Below are 17,937 nucleotides of genomic sequence, written 5' to 3'. Positions count from 1 at the left end.
GGCGTCGGTCCGTCCTGGGCGGGCGGGGGGCGATGCCGCCCTCGGCGAGCCGGGCACCGGCGACGGACCGGTGGAGTGGTGATGACGCAGCCGACACCCGTACGCTGCCCGGCGATCGAACACCCGGACATCCCGGTCGTCGATCCCACCCGGCTTGACCCGTTGCTGGCCCGGCTGAGGTCGGCGCGGGCGGTCGACACCGACGAGACCTTCCCGCTGGGCACCGTGCGCGCCGACGGACGGGTCGACCTGTGCAAGCAGGGGCTGGGCCCGGCCGGCGCCGCCCGCCTGATGCCCGTCGCCGCCTCCTCCCCGCACGCCGCGCACGTCCTGCTCGGCACCAACTCCATCGGGGACGAGGGAGCCTCGACGGTCGCGCGGGCGCTCGTCGACGGCCACGGCCTGCGCACGCTCTACCTCGGCTGCAACCGCATCGGCCCGGCAGGAGCCGACGCGCTCGCCGCCGCGCTGTCGACGGACGACACGGTCCGCGCGCTCTGGCTCAAGCGCAATCCGGTGGGTGACGACGGCGCCCTCGCCCTCGCCGCGATGCTCCGCCGCAACACCGCGCTGCGCACCCTCGACCTGGTCAACACCGGCCTCACCACCGAGGGGCTGCGCGCCCTGCTCGACGCCCTCACCAGCCGCCCCCGCCCGGTGGAACGCCTCTTCCTCGGCGGGAACGGCCTGACCGCCGACGCCGCCGGGCTGCTGGCGGCACTGATCCGCGACGCGGGGGTGCGCGAGCTGTACCTGCCCGCCAACCACCTCGGCGACGAAGGCGCCGCCGTCCTCGCGGCCGCGGCCGACTCCACGCGGCCCGTACGTCTCGGACTGGGCGGCAACGGCATCGGCCCCGCCGGCGCGCGCGCCCTCGCAGGCGCCCTGGCCGGGATCGAGGCGCTCGACCTCGGCCGGCCGATGTCCGAACGGAGCCTCGGCGCCACCACCAACTCCACCGGCGACGACGGCGCCCGCGCGCTGGCCGCCGCGCTCCCGGGCAGCCCCCTGCGCCGACTGGAGCTGTGCCACACCGGGCTCACCGGGCGGGGCGCGAAGTCCCTGCTGGCGGCCGTACCGGACGACTCGCCGCTGGAGTACGTCGGTCTGGGCCCCGGCCTGCCCCGGAAGGTCAAGCGGTCCTTCGGCCGGCGCCTGCGGCCCGCGGCCGGGGCCCACCCGGACCTGCGCGCGATAGGAAGTGTCTACCGTTGAGCCCCCGCCCCGAACTCCTGAGCTTCTCCTCCGAGGAGGCGGCGAGCCGACGGCGGATCCGCCGCTACGCGGTGCCCCGGGACATGATCGAGCGCGCGGCCGAACGCCGTGCGGCCGGCGACTGGCGCGGGGCGTGCGCGGCGGCCGGCGTGGACGTCGCCGTCGACCTGGCCGAGGTCGCCGAACACTTCGGCTCCGACGTGGCCGAGGCCCTGGAGGACGACCTTCGCCACCTGGTACCGGACCTGGTGCGCTGGCACCTGCCCAGGGTGCTCGGCGGGCGGACCACACTGGACACCGACCGGACCGTGGTCCTCGCCCGCTACCGGCCGGTGGAAGCGGCCGAACGCCGCCGCTCCACGCCGTACCTCCACCTCACCACACCCGCGATGCTCGAAGGCCCGCAGCGGATCACCCTGGAGTTCCGGACGGTCGTCGCCGAGACGGCCGTAGGCGTCTTCGGGCGGTCGACCGAGGACTGGCGCCACGCCCGGCACCTGTGGGACGCCCGGCACACCGCCGACCTGGCCTCGCGGTACGGCGGCGGCGAACGGCCGCCGTTCTTCCACCCCGACGGCAGGCCGCGCACCGCCGACGAACTGCCCACCGCCGACCCCGGCCCCGCCGACCCGGCGGCCCGCGCCGAATGGGCCACCCTGCTGCACCAGAAGGGCGACGTCCGGGCGGCCTTCACCGCGGCCGGGATCGAACTCGACCTGACACCCCCGACCGGCCCCGGCTGGTACCGCGCCGACCCCGAGCAGCTCATCGGCGCACTCGCGCTCGACCACACCCGCCTGGCGCCGGAGATCCGCCGACTGTCGGACCAGGGCCTCGGCGACCGCTTCGTCATCGCCGGCGACTGGCGGACCAACGTCCTGCTGGAGCCGACGGAGTCCGCTCCCGGCGCCGGACTGCGGGCCAGGGCCGCCAACCAGGACGACACCGAGAACGTGCCCTTCCTGGCCGAGGCCCTCTGGCGCAGGCTCCCCGACCTCGACCTCATGCGGGCCGGCGGAGTCGAGCCGCGGCACCTGCACCCACTGGTCCGCGAGGCGCTGTTCCCCGCCCTCGACGTCACCGGCGGTCCCGTCGGCCCGCCCGGTCCCGCCGCGCCCGCCCCCGTCCGGGTCAGGTGCCGCGGCGCCTGGCACGAAGTGGGCTTCCGCCCCGGCGGTCTGCTCCACATGCCGCACAGCGACGACGAACAGCGGCGCGAGCAGGCCCTGCGCGCGTTCGGCGGCGCCGTCGCCGGATGCTTCGCCGTCCAGCAGACGTGGACGTCCGGCGAAGGCCGGCTGCCGAAGGCGCTGCGCGCCCAGCGGCAGGACCTCTTCCTGCGCGCCCAGCACGGCGACACCCACGGCGTGCTCGCCCTCCTGGACGCGGGCGTGGACCCCCGGGTGCGCGACGCCGGCGGGCGCACGCTGCTCCACGTGCTGCACCAGCTCGACCACGAGCCGCTCCTGCCCCGGCTGCTCGCCGAGGGACTCGACCTCGAGGCGCAGGACCACCGGTACCGCACACCGCTGTACGTGGCGGTCAACGACGGCGGTTCCAGGGCCCTCGTGGAGGCGTTCCTCGCCGTCGGCGCCCGGATCGACGTGGTCGACCAGTCGGAGCTCTCGCTGGCCCAGACCGTCCGCCGGTACAAGCGCCACGACCTGGCCTTCCTCCAGGAGCGCGTCCAGGAGGAACACCCGGGCATCGGCGCCGACTGGTGGGACGAGTGGATGGACGAGAGGGAAGAGGAAGAGGAAGACGGCGACGGCGAGGAAGTGGAAGACGACGACGGCGAGGACGAGGACCTGTGAGCACCGCCCCCACCGCCCCCACCGCCCGGACCGGGGCGAACCCGCTGGCCGCCGCTGACGACCTGGTCAGCAGGCTGCGCACCCGGCGCACCGAACCCGCCGCCAACCCCCAACTGGAGGCCCTCGCACTGGCCGTGACCGCCAATCAGCCCGTCCTGCTGTGGGGCGAACCGGGCATCGGCAAGTCGGCCGGTCTGGAGCAGCTCGCCGCGGGGCTCGGCCTTCCGCTGGAGACGGTCATCGCCAGCGTGCACGAGCCGTCGGACTTCGCAGGGCTGCCGATCGTCGGGGACGACCCCGCCGTGACCGGTGTGCCGATGGCCCCGCCCGACTGGGCGGTCCGGCTCACCCGCGCCGGACAGGGCCTGCTCTTCTTCGACGAACTGTCCTCGGCGCCTCCGGCCGTGCAGGCCGCGCTGCTGCGGGTCGTCCTCGAACGCCGGGTCGGCAGCCTCGTCCTGCCCGACGCGGTGCGCATCGTCGCCGCCGCCAACCCGCCGTCCAGCGCCGCGGACGGCTGGCACCTGAGCCCGCCGCTCGCCAACCGCTTCGTCCACCTCGACTGGACCCACGACCCCCGCACCGTCGCGCGCGGCATGGCGGGGACCTGGCCGGAGGTGGCCGTCCCCGCGGTCGACCCGGCCAAGGTGCCCGGCGCCGTCGCGCGGGCCCGCGGTGCCGTCTCCGGCTTCCTCACCGCCCGGCCCGGCCTGGTCCACCACATCCCCGCCGACGCCGAGAGCCGGGGCCGCTCATGGCCGTCCCCGCGCACCTGGGAGATGGCGCTGCGGCTGCTCGCGACGGGGTACGCGACCGGCGCCGGCCGCGAGGCGCTGGCCGCCGCGCTCACCGGCGCCGTCGGGCACGGCGCGGGCATCGAACTGCTGTCGTACCTGGAGAACCTCGACCTGCCGGACCCCGAGCGCGTCCTCGCCCACCCCGAGGCGTTCGCGCTGCCCGAGCGCGGCGACCGCCAACTGGCCTTCCTGATCGCGGTGGTCGCCGCCATCCAGAGCGACCTCACCCGGCCCCGCTGGGAGGCGGGCTGGACGGTCCTGGCCAAGGCGGTGGACGCGGGCGTGCCGGACGTCGCCGCCCGGGCCGCCACCGACCTCGCGGCGATGCGCCGGCTCGACTGGCCCGTGCCGCCCGGCATCGACGGCTTCCTGGACCTGCTGCACATGTCCGGGGCCCTGCCCGGCGGCCGGTGAGGCGCACGGGCATGCCGGCATCCCGCGGGGACCTGGACATGACGAAGTTGCTCGCCGCCCGCTACCGGGCGGCGAGCGACCGGCCGTATCTCGCGTCGGCCCTGTACGCCCTGACCCTCGTGCCCAGCCCCGAGGTGCCGACGATGGGCGTCGACCGGCACTGGCGCTGCTACGTGTCACCCGCCTTCGTCGACGCGACCCCCGTCGAGGAGCTCGCGGGCGTGTGGGTGCACGAGGTGGCGCACCTGCTGCGTGACCACCACGGCCGCGCCGACCGGCTGCCCGCCGCCGACCAGCGCGACCGGCACCGCGTCAACGTCGCCCAGGACTGCGAGATCAACGACGACCTCCTCGCCGACGGCCTGCGCCTGCCCGACGGGCGCGTCGAACCCCGCCTCTTCGGCCTGCCCACCGGGCAGTTGTTCGAGGCGTACCTGGAACGGCTGCCGGCGCACGTACGCGGACACGACTGCGGATCGGGCGCCCACGGCTGCCCGACGCCCTGGGACCTTCCGGGATCCGCCGGTCCCACCCCGCTCGGCGAGGTCGAGGCCCAGGCGCTGCGCCGGCACACCGCCGAGGCGATGCGCGCCCACCAGCGCAGCCGCGGCACCCTGCCCGCGGGCTGGCAGCGCTGGGCCGAGGAGGTCCTCGAACCCACGGTGGACTGGCGGCAGGCGCTGTCCGGCGCCGTCCGGGAGGCCGCCGCCTGGGCCGGCGGGGCCGTCGACTACACCTACCGCCGCCCGTCGCGCCGCACACCGGCGCTGCGCGGCGTCGTCCTGCCGAGCCTGCGCCGTCCGCTGCCCCGGGTGGCCGTCGTCGTCGACACCTCGGGCTCGATGGGCGACGCGGAACTCGCCGCGGCCCTGGGCGAGGTCACGGGCGTCCTGCGCGAGGTCGGCGTACGGGGCAACCGCGTCACCGTCCTCGCCTGCGACGCCGACGTGCACGCCGTCTCCCGGGTGACGGCCACCGAGCAGATCGCCCTGGGCGGCGGTGGCGGCACGGACATGCGCGTCGGTATCGCCGCCGCCCTCGCCGCCCGGGACCGCCCGAGCATCGTCGTCGTCCTCACCGACGGGTACACGCCCTGGCCCGACGAGACTCCGTCCTGCCGCCTCATCGCCGCCCTGATCGGCGCCGAGGCACCCCAGCCCCCGGGCTGGGTGGAGACCGTACGCATCCCCGCCGGCTCTCCCGGGTAGCGGTGCGCCATCGTGCACGACCGCGACCACGACGCACCAGAGCGGGGCAGCGGTCTCGCCTCTTTGGGCACTCATCGTGCCCGATTGCTTCCTGACTCGGCGCCTTTTCTGCGTTTAACGTCCGGGAGTGAGCCTCTGGACTTCCCTCGAACCCGCCTCCGCGACCGTGGACCCGGGTGACAGTACGACGGTACGGCTGCGTCTGCGCAACACCGGTGACGTGGTGGACGAGTACCGCTTCGAGGCGGTGGGCTCCGTCGCCCCTTACACCGTCGTGGAGCCGCAGTCGCTGCGGTTGTATCCGGGGACGACGGGGACGGTGGAGCTGACGTTCGCGCCGCCGCGTACGCCGGATGCGACGGCGGGGCCGAATCCGTACGCGGTGCGGATCACGCCGACGGAGCATCCGGAGGCGACGACGGTTCCCGAGGGGAACCTCACCATCACTCCGTTCACGGAGATGCGGGCGGAGTTGGTGCCGCCGACGGTGAAGGGCCGTTTCCGTGGCCGTCCGAGACTGGCCGTGGACAACCTGGGCAACACGAAGCTGACGGCGTCGGTGAGCGGCAGCGACAACGGTGATCAGCTGTCGTACGAGATACGTCCGAGCAATGTGCAGATCGAGCCGGGCCGCGCGGCGTTCGTGGAGACGACGCTGAAGCCGCGGCGGATCATCTGGTTCGGGTCGGCGGAGCAGCGGCCCTACACCCTGGCGGTGCAGCGGTCGGGTGTGACGCCGCTGGCCGTGGAGGGCACGTACGTGCAGCGGGGTTTCCTGCCGCGCTGGCTGGCGGTCTTCCTCAGTTTCTCCATGGCGCTGGCGATCACGGCCGTGATGCTGTGGATCGCCTACAAGCCCCAGGTCCGCAGCGTCGCCACCGAAAGGCTCGAGCAAGCCGCCATCAGCACGCTGCCGCCTTCCGCCTCACCGACCCCCGAGGCGCCGAAGGCCCCGTCCGCCGAGGTCGAGGCCCCGGCCGCGACCGAGACACAGCAGGCCGGCGAAGCCGGAGACGGAGAGGGAGCCGGAGACGGGGCGGGGGGTGGTGGTTCCGAGGAGGAGGAGACCGAGGCACAGGAGGAGACCGCGGCGACCGCGGTCCTGCGACTGGCCGCGAAGGACCCGAGCGCACGGCACATCTGCTACCGCGTCTATACGTCGGACCAGGGCTGGTCCGACGCCGTGTGCGACGGCGTGACGGCGGGCTCGGCGGGCTCGGGGACACCGCTCAAGGCCGTCAACGTCGCCGTGTCCGGAACCAACGGCACATCCGGCAACGCCTACGTTTATAACTCCGCGTCGACCGATGGCAAGGGGTACTACCCCGGTCCCTGGACGAGTGCCGACGACGGCGTCGACAACTACGTCGGAAGCACCGAGAAGGACGCCCCGAACATGCTGGGACACATCATCACCGTCGATGGCGGCGCCAGCACCGTCTGCCAGTCCGCCTACGTCAAGGACGACGGCTGGACCAGCTCGGTGTGCAGCGACCCCGGCTCCACCACGTACAACTTCAGCTACGCCGGCACCTGGGACAACGACTCGTGGATCGAAGCGGTCAAGCTCACGGTGTGATCCGCTTTTCCACGGTCTACCCGTGCGCACGAGAGCCCTGCCGCCCGAAAGGAACCGGCAGGGCTCTCACGACCGTACGAGGGTCAGACGGACGCCTCCGACGAGGCCAGCCCGACGAACCCCGCCCAGGCCTCACGCGAGACCGTGAGCATGGGACCTGCCTCGGCCTTCGAGTCCCGGACGTGCACAACTGCCGTAGTAGGCGCGACCTCTACACAATCACCGCCCTCGGTTCCGCTGTAGCTGCTCTTGAACCAGGCGAGGCCGGAGGCGACGGTCGAGGACTCAGCGTTGTTCATAGCGATCCCAGCAACCCTTCGATGAGCTCCAGAGACTCTCGCGGACTGAGAGCCTGTGACCGGATAATCCCATAGCGGGCGGCGGTCAGGACCCCTTGTTCCGGGTCGGTCTGTAGCGAGCCGATGCCTTGTGCCTCGGCATACACGAACTTCTTGCCGTCCTTCCGTGTCACCACGGTGAACGGTCCGTTCACACCGGCATTGTCCTCGCGGTCGACCGGCATGACCTGGATCTCGACGTTGCGCCTCTGCCCGATCAGCAGCAGGTTCTCCAACTGCCCGCGCAGCACGGCCTTGCCTCCGTAGGGGCGCCGCAGGATCGCCTCGTCGAGCACGAAGCTCAGGAGTGGAGCGGGCCGACGGTCGAAGATGTCCTGCCGGGCCAAACGCGCCGTCACTCGCTGCTCGATGGTTTCTTCGTCCAGAGGTGGACGCCTCATGGCGAGCAACGCCCTCATGTACTCCTCGGTCTGGAGCAGCCCCTTGACCACCAGAGTGTCGTAGGCGAGCAGCTCGATGGCCTCTTTCTCCAAGGCGGCCATCCCCTGGAAGAACACCGGATACTGCGCCCGCTCCACCTGCTCCTTCCACAGGCACAGCAACCCGCCCGCCCCCAGCACCTCGTCGGCCCGCTCGATCGTCCGGGGTGACGGAATCCTCCGCCCCTGCTCGAACGACGCGACCGTGGACGCCGAGTACCCGAGCCGCCGCCCGAACTCCCCGCGCTCCAGGCCCTCCCGCAGCCGCAGCGTCTTCATGGTCTGCCCGAACGCGACGACGACGCCCCGCCCGGCGTCCTCCTCCGGTCGCCGCCCGGCCCCGTCGTCGTTGTCCCAGCCGTCCCCGAGACTCACGACCGTTCCCGAGTCGCCGTTCGCGTGCGATCCGGAAGCCGCCTCGGCCTCCGCCACCGCGTCCTCGCGCTCCGCCATGTCCATCACCGCCTCCTTGCCCCAACGCCCCCGCACGGGACGCCGTCACGGCGCGCAGCGCGTACCCGCGCGGACATGGCGCGTACAGCCGCCCCTGTCGCTGCGTCACCACTGGTCACGCTACGCGACCGGCGGGACCGTGAGGGGCGTGACGACGAAACCCATCAATCCCACCGACACCACCCAACCCACCACCCAACCCGCCACTCAACCCACCACCCCCTGCACCCCCTTGAAGGTGCCCCCGCCACCGGGCCGCTCCTTCAGGATGTGCTTCACCTCCACACCCCGCGGAGCCCGCCTCGCCCGCCGCCTCGCGGCCGTCCGCCTGGACGCGTGGGGCATCCCGTACGGCACCGAACCGCACGACGCGATCGTGCTGATCGTCGCCGAGCTCACCGCGAACGCCGTGAGCCACGGCCATGTCCCCGGCCGGGACTTCCGCCTCCGCCTCCACGCCACCCCCGACGGCCGCACCGTACGCGTCGAGGTCACCGACACCCGCACCGAACGCCCTCCCCGCCGCCCCGCCGCCCCGGAGGGCGCCGACGACGGCACCGAGGAGACCGGCCGCGGACTGCTCCTGGTCTCACAGCTCGCGGCCCGCTGGGACTGGCACCCGTGCCCGGACGGACCGGGCAAGACCGTCTGGGCCGAGTACGCCGAGTACGAGTAGGTACGCGCCGTCGCGCGGGAGCGGAGCGGGCCGTCCCCGTCCGTGTCAGCGCGGGCTGCGGACCAGCGCGAACCGCGCGCCCTCCGGGTCGGCCACCGTCGCCACCCTGCCGTGCGCCGTGTCGCGCGCCGGTGCGAGGACCCGCCCGCCCAGGTCGCTCAGCAGACCGAGCGCCTCCTCGACGTCGGCGACCTCGAAGTACGTCAGCCAGTGCGGTCCCCGGTCGCGGGGCAGCGTCCGGCCGAGGCCGCGGATGCCGGCGACCGGGCGGCCGGCGACGCGCAGGGTGACGTAGTCGCTGTCGCCGGAGACCGCGCGCTCCCGTTCGTAGCCGAACACCGTCTCGTAGAACTTGGCGACGCTCACCGACTCGAAGGTCAGCAGTTCGTTCCAGGCGGGCGTGCCGGGCACGCCGCTGATGTTCGTGCCGAGGTGGGCGGCCGCCTGCCAGATGCCGAAGACGGCGCCGGAGGAGTCGGAGCCGATGGCCATGCGCCCGGCCTCGGCGGCGTCCAGCGGGCCCACCCCGATCGTGCCGCCGCACAGGCGAACCGTTTCGGCCGTCCTGTCGACGTCGTCCGAGGCGAGGTAGGGGGTCCAGGCGATGGGCAGGCGGCGGTCCGGGGGCAGCTGGCCGATGCCGGCCACCTCACGGCCGTCCAGCAGGGCCCGCACGTACGGGCCGAGTTGCTGCGGGCCGGGCCGGAACTCCCAGCCGAACAGGCGGCCGTAGAACTCCTCGGTGGTGGTCAGTCCGTGCACCATCAGGCTCACCCAGCAGGGTGTGCCGGGCGCGTACCGGGCGTGTGCCTCGCCGTCTCGTCCGGCCGATCCACGTGCCTCGGTCATCGTCGCTCTCTCCTCGGCCCCTCGCGGTGGCCGCGTCGCTGCCGCCCTCCGGCCCTCGTGCCGATGCTCGCACCACCCGGGGTACCGCGCGCCCCGGGCGCGCCGCCGCGGCACGGTCCGCGCAGGGAGGTGCCCGGTATGCAGGTGCCGGTTCGTTTCCGCGCCATTTCGGGAGGTGCCGATCGAGTGTGCCGATCGAGTGGTACGGCATGTGCCCGAACCTGTACGTCAGGTGATCGGTCCTGTCCGGCGGAGCAGAGTAGCCGGACCTCGGCGGCGGGGCCACCCCGTGCGCAAGGATGGGGCCATGAACGCCATCATCTCCGCATCCGAACTCGCGAGCGCCCTGGCGGGGGAGAACCCGCCGGTCGTGCTCGACGTCCGTTGGCAGCTCGGCGTGGCGAAGGCGGCCGGGGAACCGCCGTTCGACGGCCGGGCCGCGTACGCCTCCGGCCATCTGCCCGGCGCCGTCTACGTCGACCTGGACCGTGAACTGGCCGGCGCGCCCGGCACGGGCGGCCGCCACCCCCTGCCCGACGTCGAGGAGTTCGGCGCCGCGATGCGCCGGGCGGGCGTGTCGGCGGCCCGGCCGGTGGTCGTGTACGACGGCGGCCAGGGCTGGGCGGCGGCCCGCGCGTGGTGGCTGCTGCGCTGGACGGGGCACCCGGACGTGCGCGTCCTGGACGGCGGGCTGCCCTCCTGGACGGGGGACCTCTCGGTCGACGCGCCCGGGCCGGCGGAGGGCGACTTCCGGCCGGTGCCCGCGTCCGACGGCCTCCTCGACGCGGACGGCGCCGCGGCGCTCGCCCGTTCCGGTGTGCTGTTCGACGCCCGCGCGGGGGAGCGGTACCGGGGTGAGGTCGAGCCGATCGACCCGGTCGGCGGGCACATCCCGGGCGCCGTCTCCGCGCCGACGAACGACAACCTGGGCCCGGACGGCCGGTTCCTGCCCGCCGAGGAGCTCGGGGACCGGTTCAAGGCGCTGGGAGCGGTCGACGGCACGGCGGTGGGCGTGTACTGCGGCTCCGGTGTCTCCGGCGCCCACGAGGTGCTGGCGCTGGCGGTGGCGGGCATTCCGGCGGCCCTGTACGTCGGCTCGTGGTCGGAGTGGTCGTCGGACCCGTCCCGGCCGGTCGCCGTGGGGCCCGACCCGCAGTGACGTGAGGCACGCTCGGGGGGCCGCGCCGAACGGCGCGGCCCCCCTTCGCGTATGACTCCTCGTGCGAACCGGTGACGTCCTGAGGGGCCTACTCCTGCTTCTTGCGCCGGGTGCCGAACACGATCTCGTCCCAGCTCGGCACCGCCGCGCGGCGGCCCGGGCGGACGCCGTCGGCCTCGGCCTGGCGGTCGGTGGCGCCGATCAGACGGTCGCGATGGCTGGTGACGGAACGCGGCATGAGGACGTCGGCGTAGGCGGAGCCGGCGGACGCGGCGGGCGCCGGGGGCTCCTCCTCGGCCGGTTCCTCGGCGGGCTCCTCCGGTTCCTCCGACGGCCGTTCGGGCACGACCAGGTCGCCGCGGAAGCTCGGGACCGCCTCCAGCAGGCTGGTCAGCGAGTCCCGTTCCCGCTCGCCGGTGCTCTCCTCGGCCGGTTCGGAGGCCTGCGCGGGCAGGCTCGGCCGTTCGAGAGCACGGTCCATCGAGCGGTCGCGCGGCAGCCGGGCGATGCGCGGCACGAAGGGAAAGCTGGGCTCCGGAGCGGCCAGGTCGTCGGACTCGCCGATCAGGGACCGGGCCTCGTCGTCGACGGCCTGGACGAGCCGGCGCGGCGGGTCGTACGTCCAGCTCGCCGAGTGCGGTTCACCCGCGACCCGGTAGACGAGGAGGACCTCCCACGTGCCGTCGTCCCGGCGCCAGGAGTCCCATTGGACGGTGTCCTTGTCGGCGCCGCGCAGCAGCAGCCGCTCCTGGACGGCCTCGCCGAGCTGGGGTCCCGCGTTCTCGCCGGGGCGGCGGACGGGCGTCTTGCGGGCCCGCTCGGCCATGAAGGCGCGTTCGGCGAGAACCGGACCCTCGAAGCGGCGGACGCGGTCGACGGGAATGCCCGCCATCTGCGCGACTTCCTCCGCCGTGGCACCTGCTCGTATACGCGCCTGGATGTCGCGGGGGCGGAGATGGCTCTCCACCTCGATCTCGATCTGGCCGAGGCGGGGACGGTCGCCGCGGACGGCAGCGCGCAGACGCTCGTCAATCGGAAGCGTGTACTCCGTGCTGTCCGCAGCCTTCAGCACCAGCCGTGTGCCGTCATTCGAGACGGCCACGACACGCAGTTCGGGCATGGGGACCTCCCGGGTGGTGCCTGCCGACGTCACGTGCGTCGCTGCTTCCGCTAGTCGAGTGTGGCCTGCCCGGGTGCAGCCTGCCACAACCTTGCCGAGTTGCCCGGCGTGTCGGGCACTGGCCCTGGTTCGCCGTTATGGCACGGTTACCATTTCACCACGCTGAGTGACCGGCTCGGTCACCCTGTGCAACCAGTCCCCTTCTGGCGGTCCAGGAAGGCCCCGGACATCCTGGCGGGAGACCGGGCCCAGGGCTCGCCACAGTACTCCATTCGGGCCACGCGCGTGGATCGGCGCGCCGCCCAACTTCTGGCAAGAGGTGCGACTTGACCGCCCCCTGCCCGATTCTCACGATCTTGAACGTGTCGAAGTTCACCCAACCGTCCGAAACGGAACCGGCCACCGGCCGGTGCCCCTACGCCCCCAGGACCCTCCTCAGGTAGTCGTTCCCGAACAGACGGTCGGGGTCCAGCCGGTCCCGCAGGGCGGTGAACTCCGCGAACCGCGGGTAGACCCGGGCGAGGTCCTCGGCGTTCCGCGTGTGCACCTTGCCCCAGTGCGGCCGCCCGTCGTGCGCGGTGAAGATGCGCTCGGCCGCCGTGAAGTACGGCTGGTACGGCGTCCCCTTGGCCATGTGGACGGCGATGTAGGCGCTGTCCCGTCCGGAGGCGGTGGACAGCGTGATGTCGTCGGCCGGCGCGGTGCGCACCTCGACCGGAAAGCTGACGCGCAGGCGCGAGCGGTCCACCATCGCCTTCAGCTCGCGCAGCGCCCCGGTCACCGCCGCCCGCGGCACGGCGTACTCCATCTCCACGAACCGCACGCGGCGCGGGGAGGTGAAGACCTTGTACGGCACGTCCGTGTAGGTGCGCGCGGACAGCGCCCTGCTGGAGATCCGGGCGATCGCCGGGATCGTGGCGGGTGCCGCCCGGCCGACCCACTGGGCGGCCTGGAAGACACCGTTGGAGAGGAACTCGTCCTCGAACCAGCCCGCGAGCTGCCCCACCGGCCTGCGCGGGCCCGCGCTGCGGTTGTTGCGCTTGGTGGTGGTGCTGCCGGTGTGCGGGAACCAGTAGAACTCGAAGTGCTCGTTCTCCGCCCAGAGGGCGTCGAAGTCGGCGAGCACCGCGTCGAGCGGCATCGGCTCCTCCCGCGCGGTGAGCAGGAAGACCGGCTCCACGGCGAAGGTGATCGCGGTGACGATGCCGAGCGCGCCCAGTCCGATCCGGGCGGCGGCGAAGATCTCGGGGTGCCTGTCCTGCGAGCAGTTGAGGATCGAACCGTCGGCCGTGACCAGTTCCAGCGCCGTGATCTGGGCGGCGATGGAGCCCGACGCGCGGCCGGTGCCGTGGGTGCCGGTGCTGGTGGCCCCGGAGACGGTCTGCTCCATGATGTCGCCCATGTTGGTGAGCGACAGGCCCTCGCGCGCCAGGGCCAGGTTGAGCCGCTTGAGCGGGGTGCCCGCCTCGACCGTGACGGTCATGTTCTCGCGGTCGACGTCACGGATGCCGGTCAGCAGATCAGGGCGGATCAGCACCCCGTCGGTCGCGGCGATCGACGTGAAGGAATGCCCGGTGCCGACCGCCTTGACCTTCAGCCCGTCCTCGGCGGCCCGGCGCACGGCCGCGGCCAGTTCGTCGGCGGAGGCGGGCGCGACCTCCCGTGCGGGGCGGGCGACGACGGTACCGCCCCAGTTACGCCATGTGCCGTTCTTCCCGCTCGCTGTGCTGCTCAACGGTGCCTCCCCGACCCGGAGCCGGCCTGCCGAGCCGGCGGTACCCCAGGAAACCGACCGCGGCCGCGACGGCACCGGCCACCGCCGGCACCCCGTACCCGGCCCGCGCGCCGGCCGCGTCGATGACCCAGCCGGCTACGGAGGAGCCGAGCGCGACGCCGACGGCGAGCCCGGTGCTCACCCAGGTCATGCCCTCGGTCAGTTGCGCGCGCGGTACGTGCTCTTCGATGAGGGACATGGTCGTGATCATCGTCGGAGCGATGGCCAGACCCGCAACGAACAGCGCCACGGCCAGGAACGGCAGGTTCCCGACCAGTAGGAGGGGGATCATACTCACGGCCATCATGAACACGCCCAGCAGCCAGCGCCGTTCCGGCGCCCCCTTGAAGCGCAGCAGCCCGAACACCAGGCCCGCCACGCAGGAACCCGCCGCGTAGAGGGCCAGGACCAGGCTCGCGGCACCCTTGTGGCCCTGCTCGTCGGCGAAGGCGACGGTGACCACGTCGACCGCGCCGAAGATCGCCCCGGTCGCCACGAACGTCGCCACCAGGACCTGAAGACCCGTCGAGCGCAGCGCCGAGCCGCCGCCCTGCCGCGCGCGCGGGTGCGGCTCCGGTTCGGTGGCCCGCTGGGCGGTCAGCCAGAAGACGCCGACGGCGAGGAAGCCCGCCGCCAGCAGGGGACCGGCCTCGGGGAACCAGGCGGTGGACAGCCCGATGGAGATGATCGGCCCGAAGATGAAGCAGACCTCGTCCACGACGGACTCGAAGGAGTACGCCGTGTGCAGCTGGGGAGTCCCCCGGTACACGGCCGCCCAGCGCGCCCGGATCATGGCGCCGAGGCTCGGCACGGAGCCGATCCCGGCGGCGCACACGAACAGCACCCAGTCCGGCCAGTCGAAGTGCGCGGCCAGCAGGAGCCCGGCCGACGCGGCGAGCGCGACCAGGGTCGCGGGGCGCAGCACCCTGCGCTGCCCGTACTGGTCCACCATGCGTGAGATCTGCGGTCCGATCGCCGCGGCCGCCAGGGCGATGGTCGCCGAGAGCGCGCCCGCGAGCCCGTAGCGCCCGGTCAGCTGGGAGACCATCGTGACCACGCCGATGCCCATCATCGACAGCGGCATCCGGCCGAGGAACCCCGCGGCGGAGAAACCCTTGGAGCCGGGAGCGGCGAACAGGGCGCGGTAGGGGCTGGGCACGGAGGTCTCCGGGGGTCCGGTCACGCGTGCGGGCGGCTCGGCACGGCGCGAGGAAAGGCGGCTCTGCGGGGCTCGGTCGGGCATGCGGGGGACGCGACCGCGCGGGTAAGGCGCGAACGCGGCCCATACAGCTTACGAGTTAGGCAACCCTAACGCACCTCCCCTTCACACCCTCCACGCGGGCGCCACCCGCCGGGGAGCCGCCGACCACGGCTCCGCCTCCTGCCGCCGTCCGCGGCCTCGCGGTTTCGTGGTCCGCCTCCCGCTGCCGTCCGCAGCTCCGCCGCTTCCTGGTCCGCTTCCTGCCGCTGTCCGCCGCTCCGCCGCTTTCCAGTCCGCCTCCCGCTGCCGCCTGTAGCCTCGCGGCTTCGCGGCTTCGCGGGACGCCTCCTGCCGCAGTCCGCGGCCCCGCCGCTTTCGGTCCGCCTCCTGCCGCTTCCCGGCCCACCTCTCGCCGTCCGCCGCCTCGCGGCTTCGCGGGCCGCCTCCCGCCGCCGTACGCAGCCCCGCCGCCTCGCAGCCCCGCCGCCCCCCGGCTCACCGCCGGCCGCAGACCCGCGCCCCGCTGCCGTCCGCCGTCCCGTCCTCGCCCGCGGCGGCGCGGGGGCTTCGACCCGCGCCGCCGGGGACGTCGTTTTTGTCCGGCACCCCGCCGTTTTCCGGCTGTCAGTGCCGGGTGGCAGGATCGAGACATGCCAGACGCGCTCGATGCCACCCCCTACGACGCCCTGCTCCTGCTCTCCTTCGGCGGACCGGAAGGCCCGGACGACGTGGTCCCGTTCCTGGAGAACGTGACGCGTGGGCGCGGCATCCCCAAGGAACGCCTCAAGGAAGTCGGACAGCACTACTTCCAGTTCGGCGGGGTCAGCCCCATCAACGACCAGAACCGCGCCCTGCTGGACGCCCTGCGCAAGGACTTCGCCGACCACGGCCTGGCCCTGCCGATCTACTGGGGCAACCGCAACTGGGCCCCGTACCTGACGGACACCCTGCGCGAGCTGGTCACCGACGGGTGCCGCCGCGTCCTCGTCCTCGCCACCAGCGCCTACGCCTCCTACTCCGGCTGCCGCCAGTACCGCGAGAACCTCGCCGACTCGCTGGCCGCCCTGGAGGCCGAGGGCCTCCCCCTGCCGAAGATCGACAAGCTGCGGCACTACTTCAACCACCCGGGCTTCGTGGAGCCCATGACCGACGGTGTGCTCCGGTCCCTCGCCGACCTCCCCGAGGACGTCCGGGACGGCGCGCACATCGCCTTCACCACCCACTCGATCCCCACGGCCGCCGCCGACACCTCCGGCCCCGTGGAGGACCACGGCGACGGCGGCGCGTACGTCCGGCAGCACCTGGACGTCGCCCGGCTGATCGCCGACGCCGTCCGCGAGCGCACCGGCGTGGACCACCCCTGGCAGCTCGTCTACCAGTCGCGCTCCGGGGCCCCGCACATCCCGTGGCTGGAGCCCGACATCTGCGACCACCTGGAGGAGCGGCACGCGGCCGGCGTCCCGGCGGTCGTGATGGCCCCCATCGGCTTCGTCTCCGACCACATGGAGGTCCTGTACGACCTCGACACCGAGGCCACCGCCAAGGCCGGCGAACTGGGCCTCCCCGTGCGCCGCTCGGCCACCGTGGGCGCCGACCCGCGCTTCGCCGCCGCCGTCCGCGAGCTCGTCCTGGAGCGCGCCTCCACCGAGAGCGGCCGGCCGGTCACCCCGTGCGCCCTGGGCGCGCTCGGCGCGAGCCACGACCTCTGCCCGGTCGGCTGCTGCCCGGCCCGTGCCCCCCGGCCCGCCGCGGCGGGCGCCGACAGCCCCTACGCGTGAGGACCGCCGTGACCGACCCCCTGCACACGGACCTGCTCGACCTCGCCCTGACGGCCGCCCGCCGGGCCGGCGAGCTGCTGCGCGACGGCCGCCCGGCCGACCTCGCGGTCGCCGCCACCAAGTCCAGCCCCATCGACGCGGTCACCGAGATGGACATCGCGGCCGAGAAGCTGATCACCGGCCTGATCGCGGAGCACCGCCCCGACGACGGCTTCCTCGGCGAGGAGGGCGCCTCCAGCGAGGGCAGCAGCGGCGTCCGCTGGGTGATCGACCCGCTCGACGGCACGGTCAACTACCTCTACGGACTGCCCACCTGGGCCGTCTCCATCGCCGCCGAACAGGACGGCGAGACGGTCGTCGGGGTCGTGGAGATCCCGATGCGCGGCGAGACCTTCCACGCGGTGCGCGGGGGAGGGGCCCGGGCGACCGGCGCCTGGGAGGGCGAGCGCACCCTCGCCTGCCGCCCCACGGCCCCCCTCGACCAGGCGCTGGTCTCCACCGGGTTCAACTACGTCACCGAGGTGCGCGCCCACCAGGCCGACGTCGCGCGACGGCTGATCCCGCTGCTGCGCGACATCCGGCGCGGCGGCTCCGCGGCCGCCGACCTGTGCGACGTGGCCGCCGGCCGCCTCGACGGCTACTTCGAGCGCGGACTGCACCCGTGGGACCTGGCCGCGGGCGACCTGATCGCCCGGGAAGCGGGCGCGCTGACCGGTGGACGCCCCGGAGAGCGCCCCTCACGCGAGCTGGCGGTCGCCGGTACCCCGGGCGTCTTCGAGCCCCTCCAGCGGCTGCTGGAGGACTTCGGGGCCTGGCACGACTGAGGCGGTCGCCGCCCACGCGAAGGGGCCCCGGCGCTGGATTCGCCGGGGCCCCCTCGCGTGCGCGAACTGCATCAGACGGCGGACGCGCCGACCTCCACACCGTGCTCGGCGGCGAGGCGGCGCAGGTCGTCGAGCTCGCCCTGCTCCACCTCGACGAGGAAGTCGTCGCCCTCGTCGCGAGCCCGCGTCAGGTCGGACTCGGTCGCCTTTATGCGCTGCAGAAGTCCTGCGGTGAATGCGTCCATGCTGCGCCCCCTCGTCCTTGGGTCGTGGGTCGGTGGCACGGGGGTGTGCCGGG

At 73.7% G+C, this 17,937-nt stretch carries 16 protein-coding genes; 9 read left to right on the top strand and 7 right to left on the bottom strand.

Translation table 11 applies throughout. The features are described 5' to 3' along the window. Positions 1 to 81: 81 nt before the first annotated feature. The 5 genes from ACFYWQ_RS13115 (at position 82) to ACFYWQ_RS13095 (ending at position 7,027) form a co-directional block, all read left to right on the top strand. On the top strand, positions 82 to 1,215 hold the full coding sequence (locus tag ACFYWQ_RS13115) for a gala protein (RefSeq protein WP_389515708.1): 1,134 nt from the start codon (positions 82 to 84) through the stop codon (positions 1,213 to 1,215). Beyond that, entirely contained in the window at positions 1,212 to 3,029 is a 1,818-nt protein-coding gene (locus tag ACFYWQ_RS13110) for an ankyrin repeat domain-containing protein (protein ID WP_389515706.1), read from the top strand. Before ACFYWQ_RS13115 ends, ACFYWQ_RS13110 begins: the two co-directional genes overlap by 4 nt. Further along, positions 3,026 to 4,240, top strand: a complete 1,215-nt coding sequence (locus tag ACFYWQ_RS13105) for an AAA family ATPase (protein WP_389515704.1) — start codon at positions 3,026 to 3,028, stop codon at positions 4,238 to 4,240. The genes ACFYWQ_RS13110 and ACFYWQ_RS13105 overlap by 4 nt, the downstream gene beginning before the upstream one ends. 11 nt (positions 4,241 to 4,251) lie before the next feature. Beyond that, on the top strand, positions 4,252 to 5,448 hold the full coding sequence (locus ACFYWQ_RS13100) for a VWA-like domain-containing protein (protein WP_389515702.1): 1,197 nt from the start codon (positions 4,252 to 4,254) through the stop codon (positions 5,446 to 5,448). Between the two features lie 127 nt (positions 5,449 to 5,575). Beyond that, a complete protein-coding gene (locus ACFYWQ_RS13095) occupies positions 5,576 to 7,027 on the top strand; it encodes a hydrolase (RefSeq protein WP_389515699.1) in 1,452 nt (483 codons plus the stop codon). A gap of 83 nt (positions 7,028 to 7,110) precedes the next feature. Here the strand turns inward: ACFYWQ_RS13095 and ACFYWQ_RS13090 are convergent, their stop codons facing one another. Both ACFYWQ_RS13090 and ACFYWQ_RS13085 read right to left on the bottom strand, forming a co-directional pair. Then, positions 7,111 to 7,326, bottom strand: a complete 216-nt coding sequence (locus ACFYWQ_RS13090) for a DUF397 domain-containing protein (RefSeq protein WP_389515697.1) — start codon at positions 7,324 to 7,326, stop codon at positions 7,111 to 7,113. Next, a complete protein-coding gene (locus ACFYWQ_RS13085; RefSeq protein ID WP_389515959.1) occupies positions 7,323 to 8,258 on the bottom strand; it encodes a helix-turn-helix domain-containing protein in 936 nt (311 codons plus the stop codon). The genes ACFYWQ_RS13090 and ACFYWQ_RS13085 overlap by 4 nt, the downstream gene beginning before the upstream one ends. Before the next feature lie 148 nt (positions 8,259 to 8,406). On the opposite strand from ACFYWQ_RS13085, the gene ACFYWQ_RS13080 reads away from it, so the two are divergent. Further along, complete coding sequence (locus tag ACFYWQ_RS13080) at positions 8,407 to 8,934, top strand: ATP-binding protein (protein WP_389515695.1); 528 nt, start codon at positions 8,407 to 8,409, stop codon at positions 8,932 to 8,934. A 45-nt stretch (positions 8,935 to 8,979) separates the two neighbouring features. Here the strand turns inward: ACFYWQ_RS13080 and ACFYWQ_RS13075 are convergent, their stop codons facing one another. Beyond that, positions 8,980 to 9,783 carry a VOC family protein gene (locus ACFYWQ_RS13075; RefSeq protein ID WP_389515693.1) on the bottom strand — a complete coding sequence of 268 codons (804 nt, stop codon included), beginning with the start codon at positions 9,781 to 9,783 and terminating at the stop codon, positions 8,980 to 8,982. A gap of 307 nt (positions 9,784 to 10,090) precedes the next feature. Between ACFYWQ_RS13075 and ACFYWQ_RS13070 the strand changes: the two genes are divergently transcribed. Beyond that, positions 10,091 to 10,942: a sulfurtransferase gene (locus ACFYWQ_RS13070; protein WP_389515691.1), complete on the top strand. Its 852-nt coding sequence runs from the start codon at positions 10,091 to 10,093 to the stop codon at positions 10,940 to 10,942. 88 nt (positions 10,943 to 11,030) lie between these two features. On the opposite strand, the gene sepH is transcribed toward ACFYWQ_RS13070, so the two are convergent. From sepH to ACFYWQ_RS13055, 3 genes are all read right to left on the bottom strand, one after another. Beyond that, positions 11,031 to 12,062, bottom strand: coding sequence for a septation protein SepH (sepH, locus tag ACFYWQ_RS13065; protein WP_389515688.1), 1,032 nt, complete (start codon positions 12,060 to 12,062; stop codon positions 11,031 to 11,033). A 415-nt stretch (positions 12,063 to 12,477) separates the two neighbouring features. Further along, entirely contained in the window at positions 12,478 to 13,797 is a 1,320-nt protein-coding gene (locus ACFYWQ_RS13060; RefSeq protein ID WP_389515685.1) for a D-arabinono-1,4-lactone oxidase, read from the bottom strand. After that, positions 13,757 to 14,995, bottom strand: coding sequence for an MFS transporter (locus ACFYWQ_RS13055; protein WP_389515684.1), 1,239 nt, complete (start codon positions 14,993 to 14,995; stop codon positions 13,757 to 13,759). The genes ACFYWQ_RS13060 and ACFYWQ_RS13055 overlap by 41 nt, the downstream gene beginning before the upstream one ends. A 692-nt stretch (positions 14,996 to 15,687) precedes the next feature. On the opposite strand from ACFYWQ_RS13055, the gene ACFYWQ_RS13050 reads away from it, so the two are divergent. After that, positions 15,688 to 16,815, top strand: coding sequence for a ferrochelatase (locus ACFYWQ_RS13050; protein ID WP_389515682.1), 1,128 nt, complete (start codon positions 15,688 to 15,690; stop codon positions 16,813 to 16,815). A gap of 8 nt (positions 16,816 to 16,823) precedes the next feature. Further along, entirely contained in the window at positions 16,824 to 17,639 is an 816-nt protein-coding gene (locus ACFYWQ_RS13045) for an inositol monophosphatase family protein (RefSeq protein ID WP_389515681.1), read from the top strand. 71 nt (positions 17,640 to 17,710) lie between these two features. Here the strand turns inward: ACFYWQ_RS13045 and ACFYWQ_RS13040 are convergent, their stop codons facing one another. Further along, positions 17,711 to 17,884, bottom strand: coding sequence for a hypothetical protein (locus ACFYWQ_RS13040; protein WP_385070576.1), 174 nt, complete (start codon positions 17,882 to 17,884; stop codon positions 17,711 to 17,713). Positions 17,885 to 17,937: the final 53 nt, after the last annotated feature.

Origin of the sequence: Streptomyces sp. NPDC003247 (genome assembly GCF_042888135.1) — a bacterium.
In the GTDB taxonomy this organism is placed as follows: domain Bacteria; phylum Actinomycetota; class Actinomycetes; order Streptomycetales; family Streptomycetaceae; genus Streptomyces.
The sequence above is the reverse complement of the archived record's forward strand: the minus strand, read 5'-3'. Positions and strand labels throughout refer to the sequence as shown.

Coding starts and splice junctions, on each gene's coding strand:
- sepH (WP_389515688.1), bottom strand. CDS start 12,062: ATGCCCGAACTGCGTGTCGTGGCCGTCTCGAATGACGGCACACGGCTG.
- ACFYWQ_RS13115 (WP_389515708.1), top strand. CDS start 82: ATGACGCAGCCGACACCCGTACGCTGCCCGGCGATCGAACACCCGGAC.
- ACFYWQ_RS13090 (WP_389515697.1), bottom strand. CDS start 7,326: ATGAACAACGCTGAGTCCTCGACCGTCGCCTCCGGCCTCGCCTGGTTC.
- ACFYWQ_RS13040 (WP_385070576.1), bottom strand. CDS start 17,884: ATGGACGCATTCACCGCAGGACTTCTGCAGCGCATAAAGGCGACCGAG.
- ACFYWQ_RS13050 (WP_389515682.1), top strand. CDS start 15,688: ATGCCAGACGCGCTCGATGCCACCCCCTACGACGCCCTGCTCCTGCTC.
- ACFYWQ_RS13075 (WP_389515693.1), bottom strand. CDS start 9,783: ATGACCGAGGCACGTGGATCGGCCGGACGAGACGGCGAGGCACACGCC.
- ACFYWQ_RS13085 (WP_389515959.1), bottom strand. CDS start 8,258: ATGGCGGAGCGCGAGGACGCGGTGGCGGAGGCCGAGGCGGCTTCCGGA.
- ACFYWQ_RS13100 (WP_389515702.1), top strand. CDS start 4,252: ATGCCGGCATCCCGCGGGGACCTGGACATGACGAAGTTGCTCGCCGCC.
- ACFYWQ_RS13070 (WP_389515691.1), top strand. CDS start 10,091: ATGAACGCCATCATCTCCGCATCCGAACTCGCGAGCGCCCTGGCGGGG.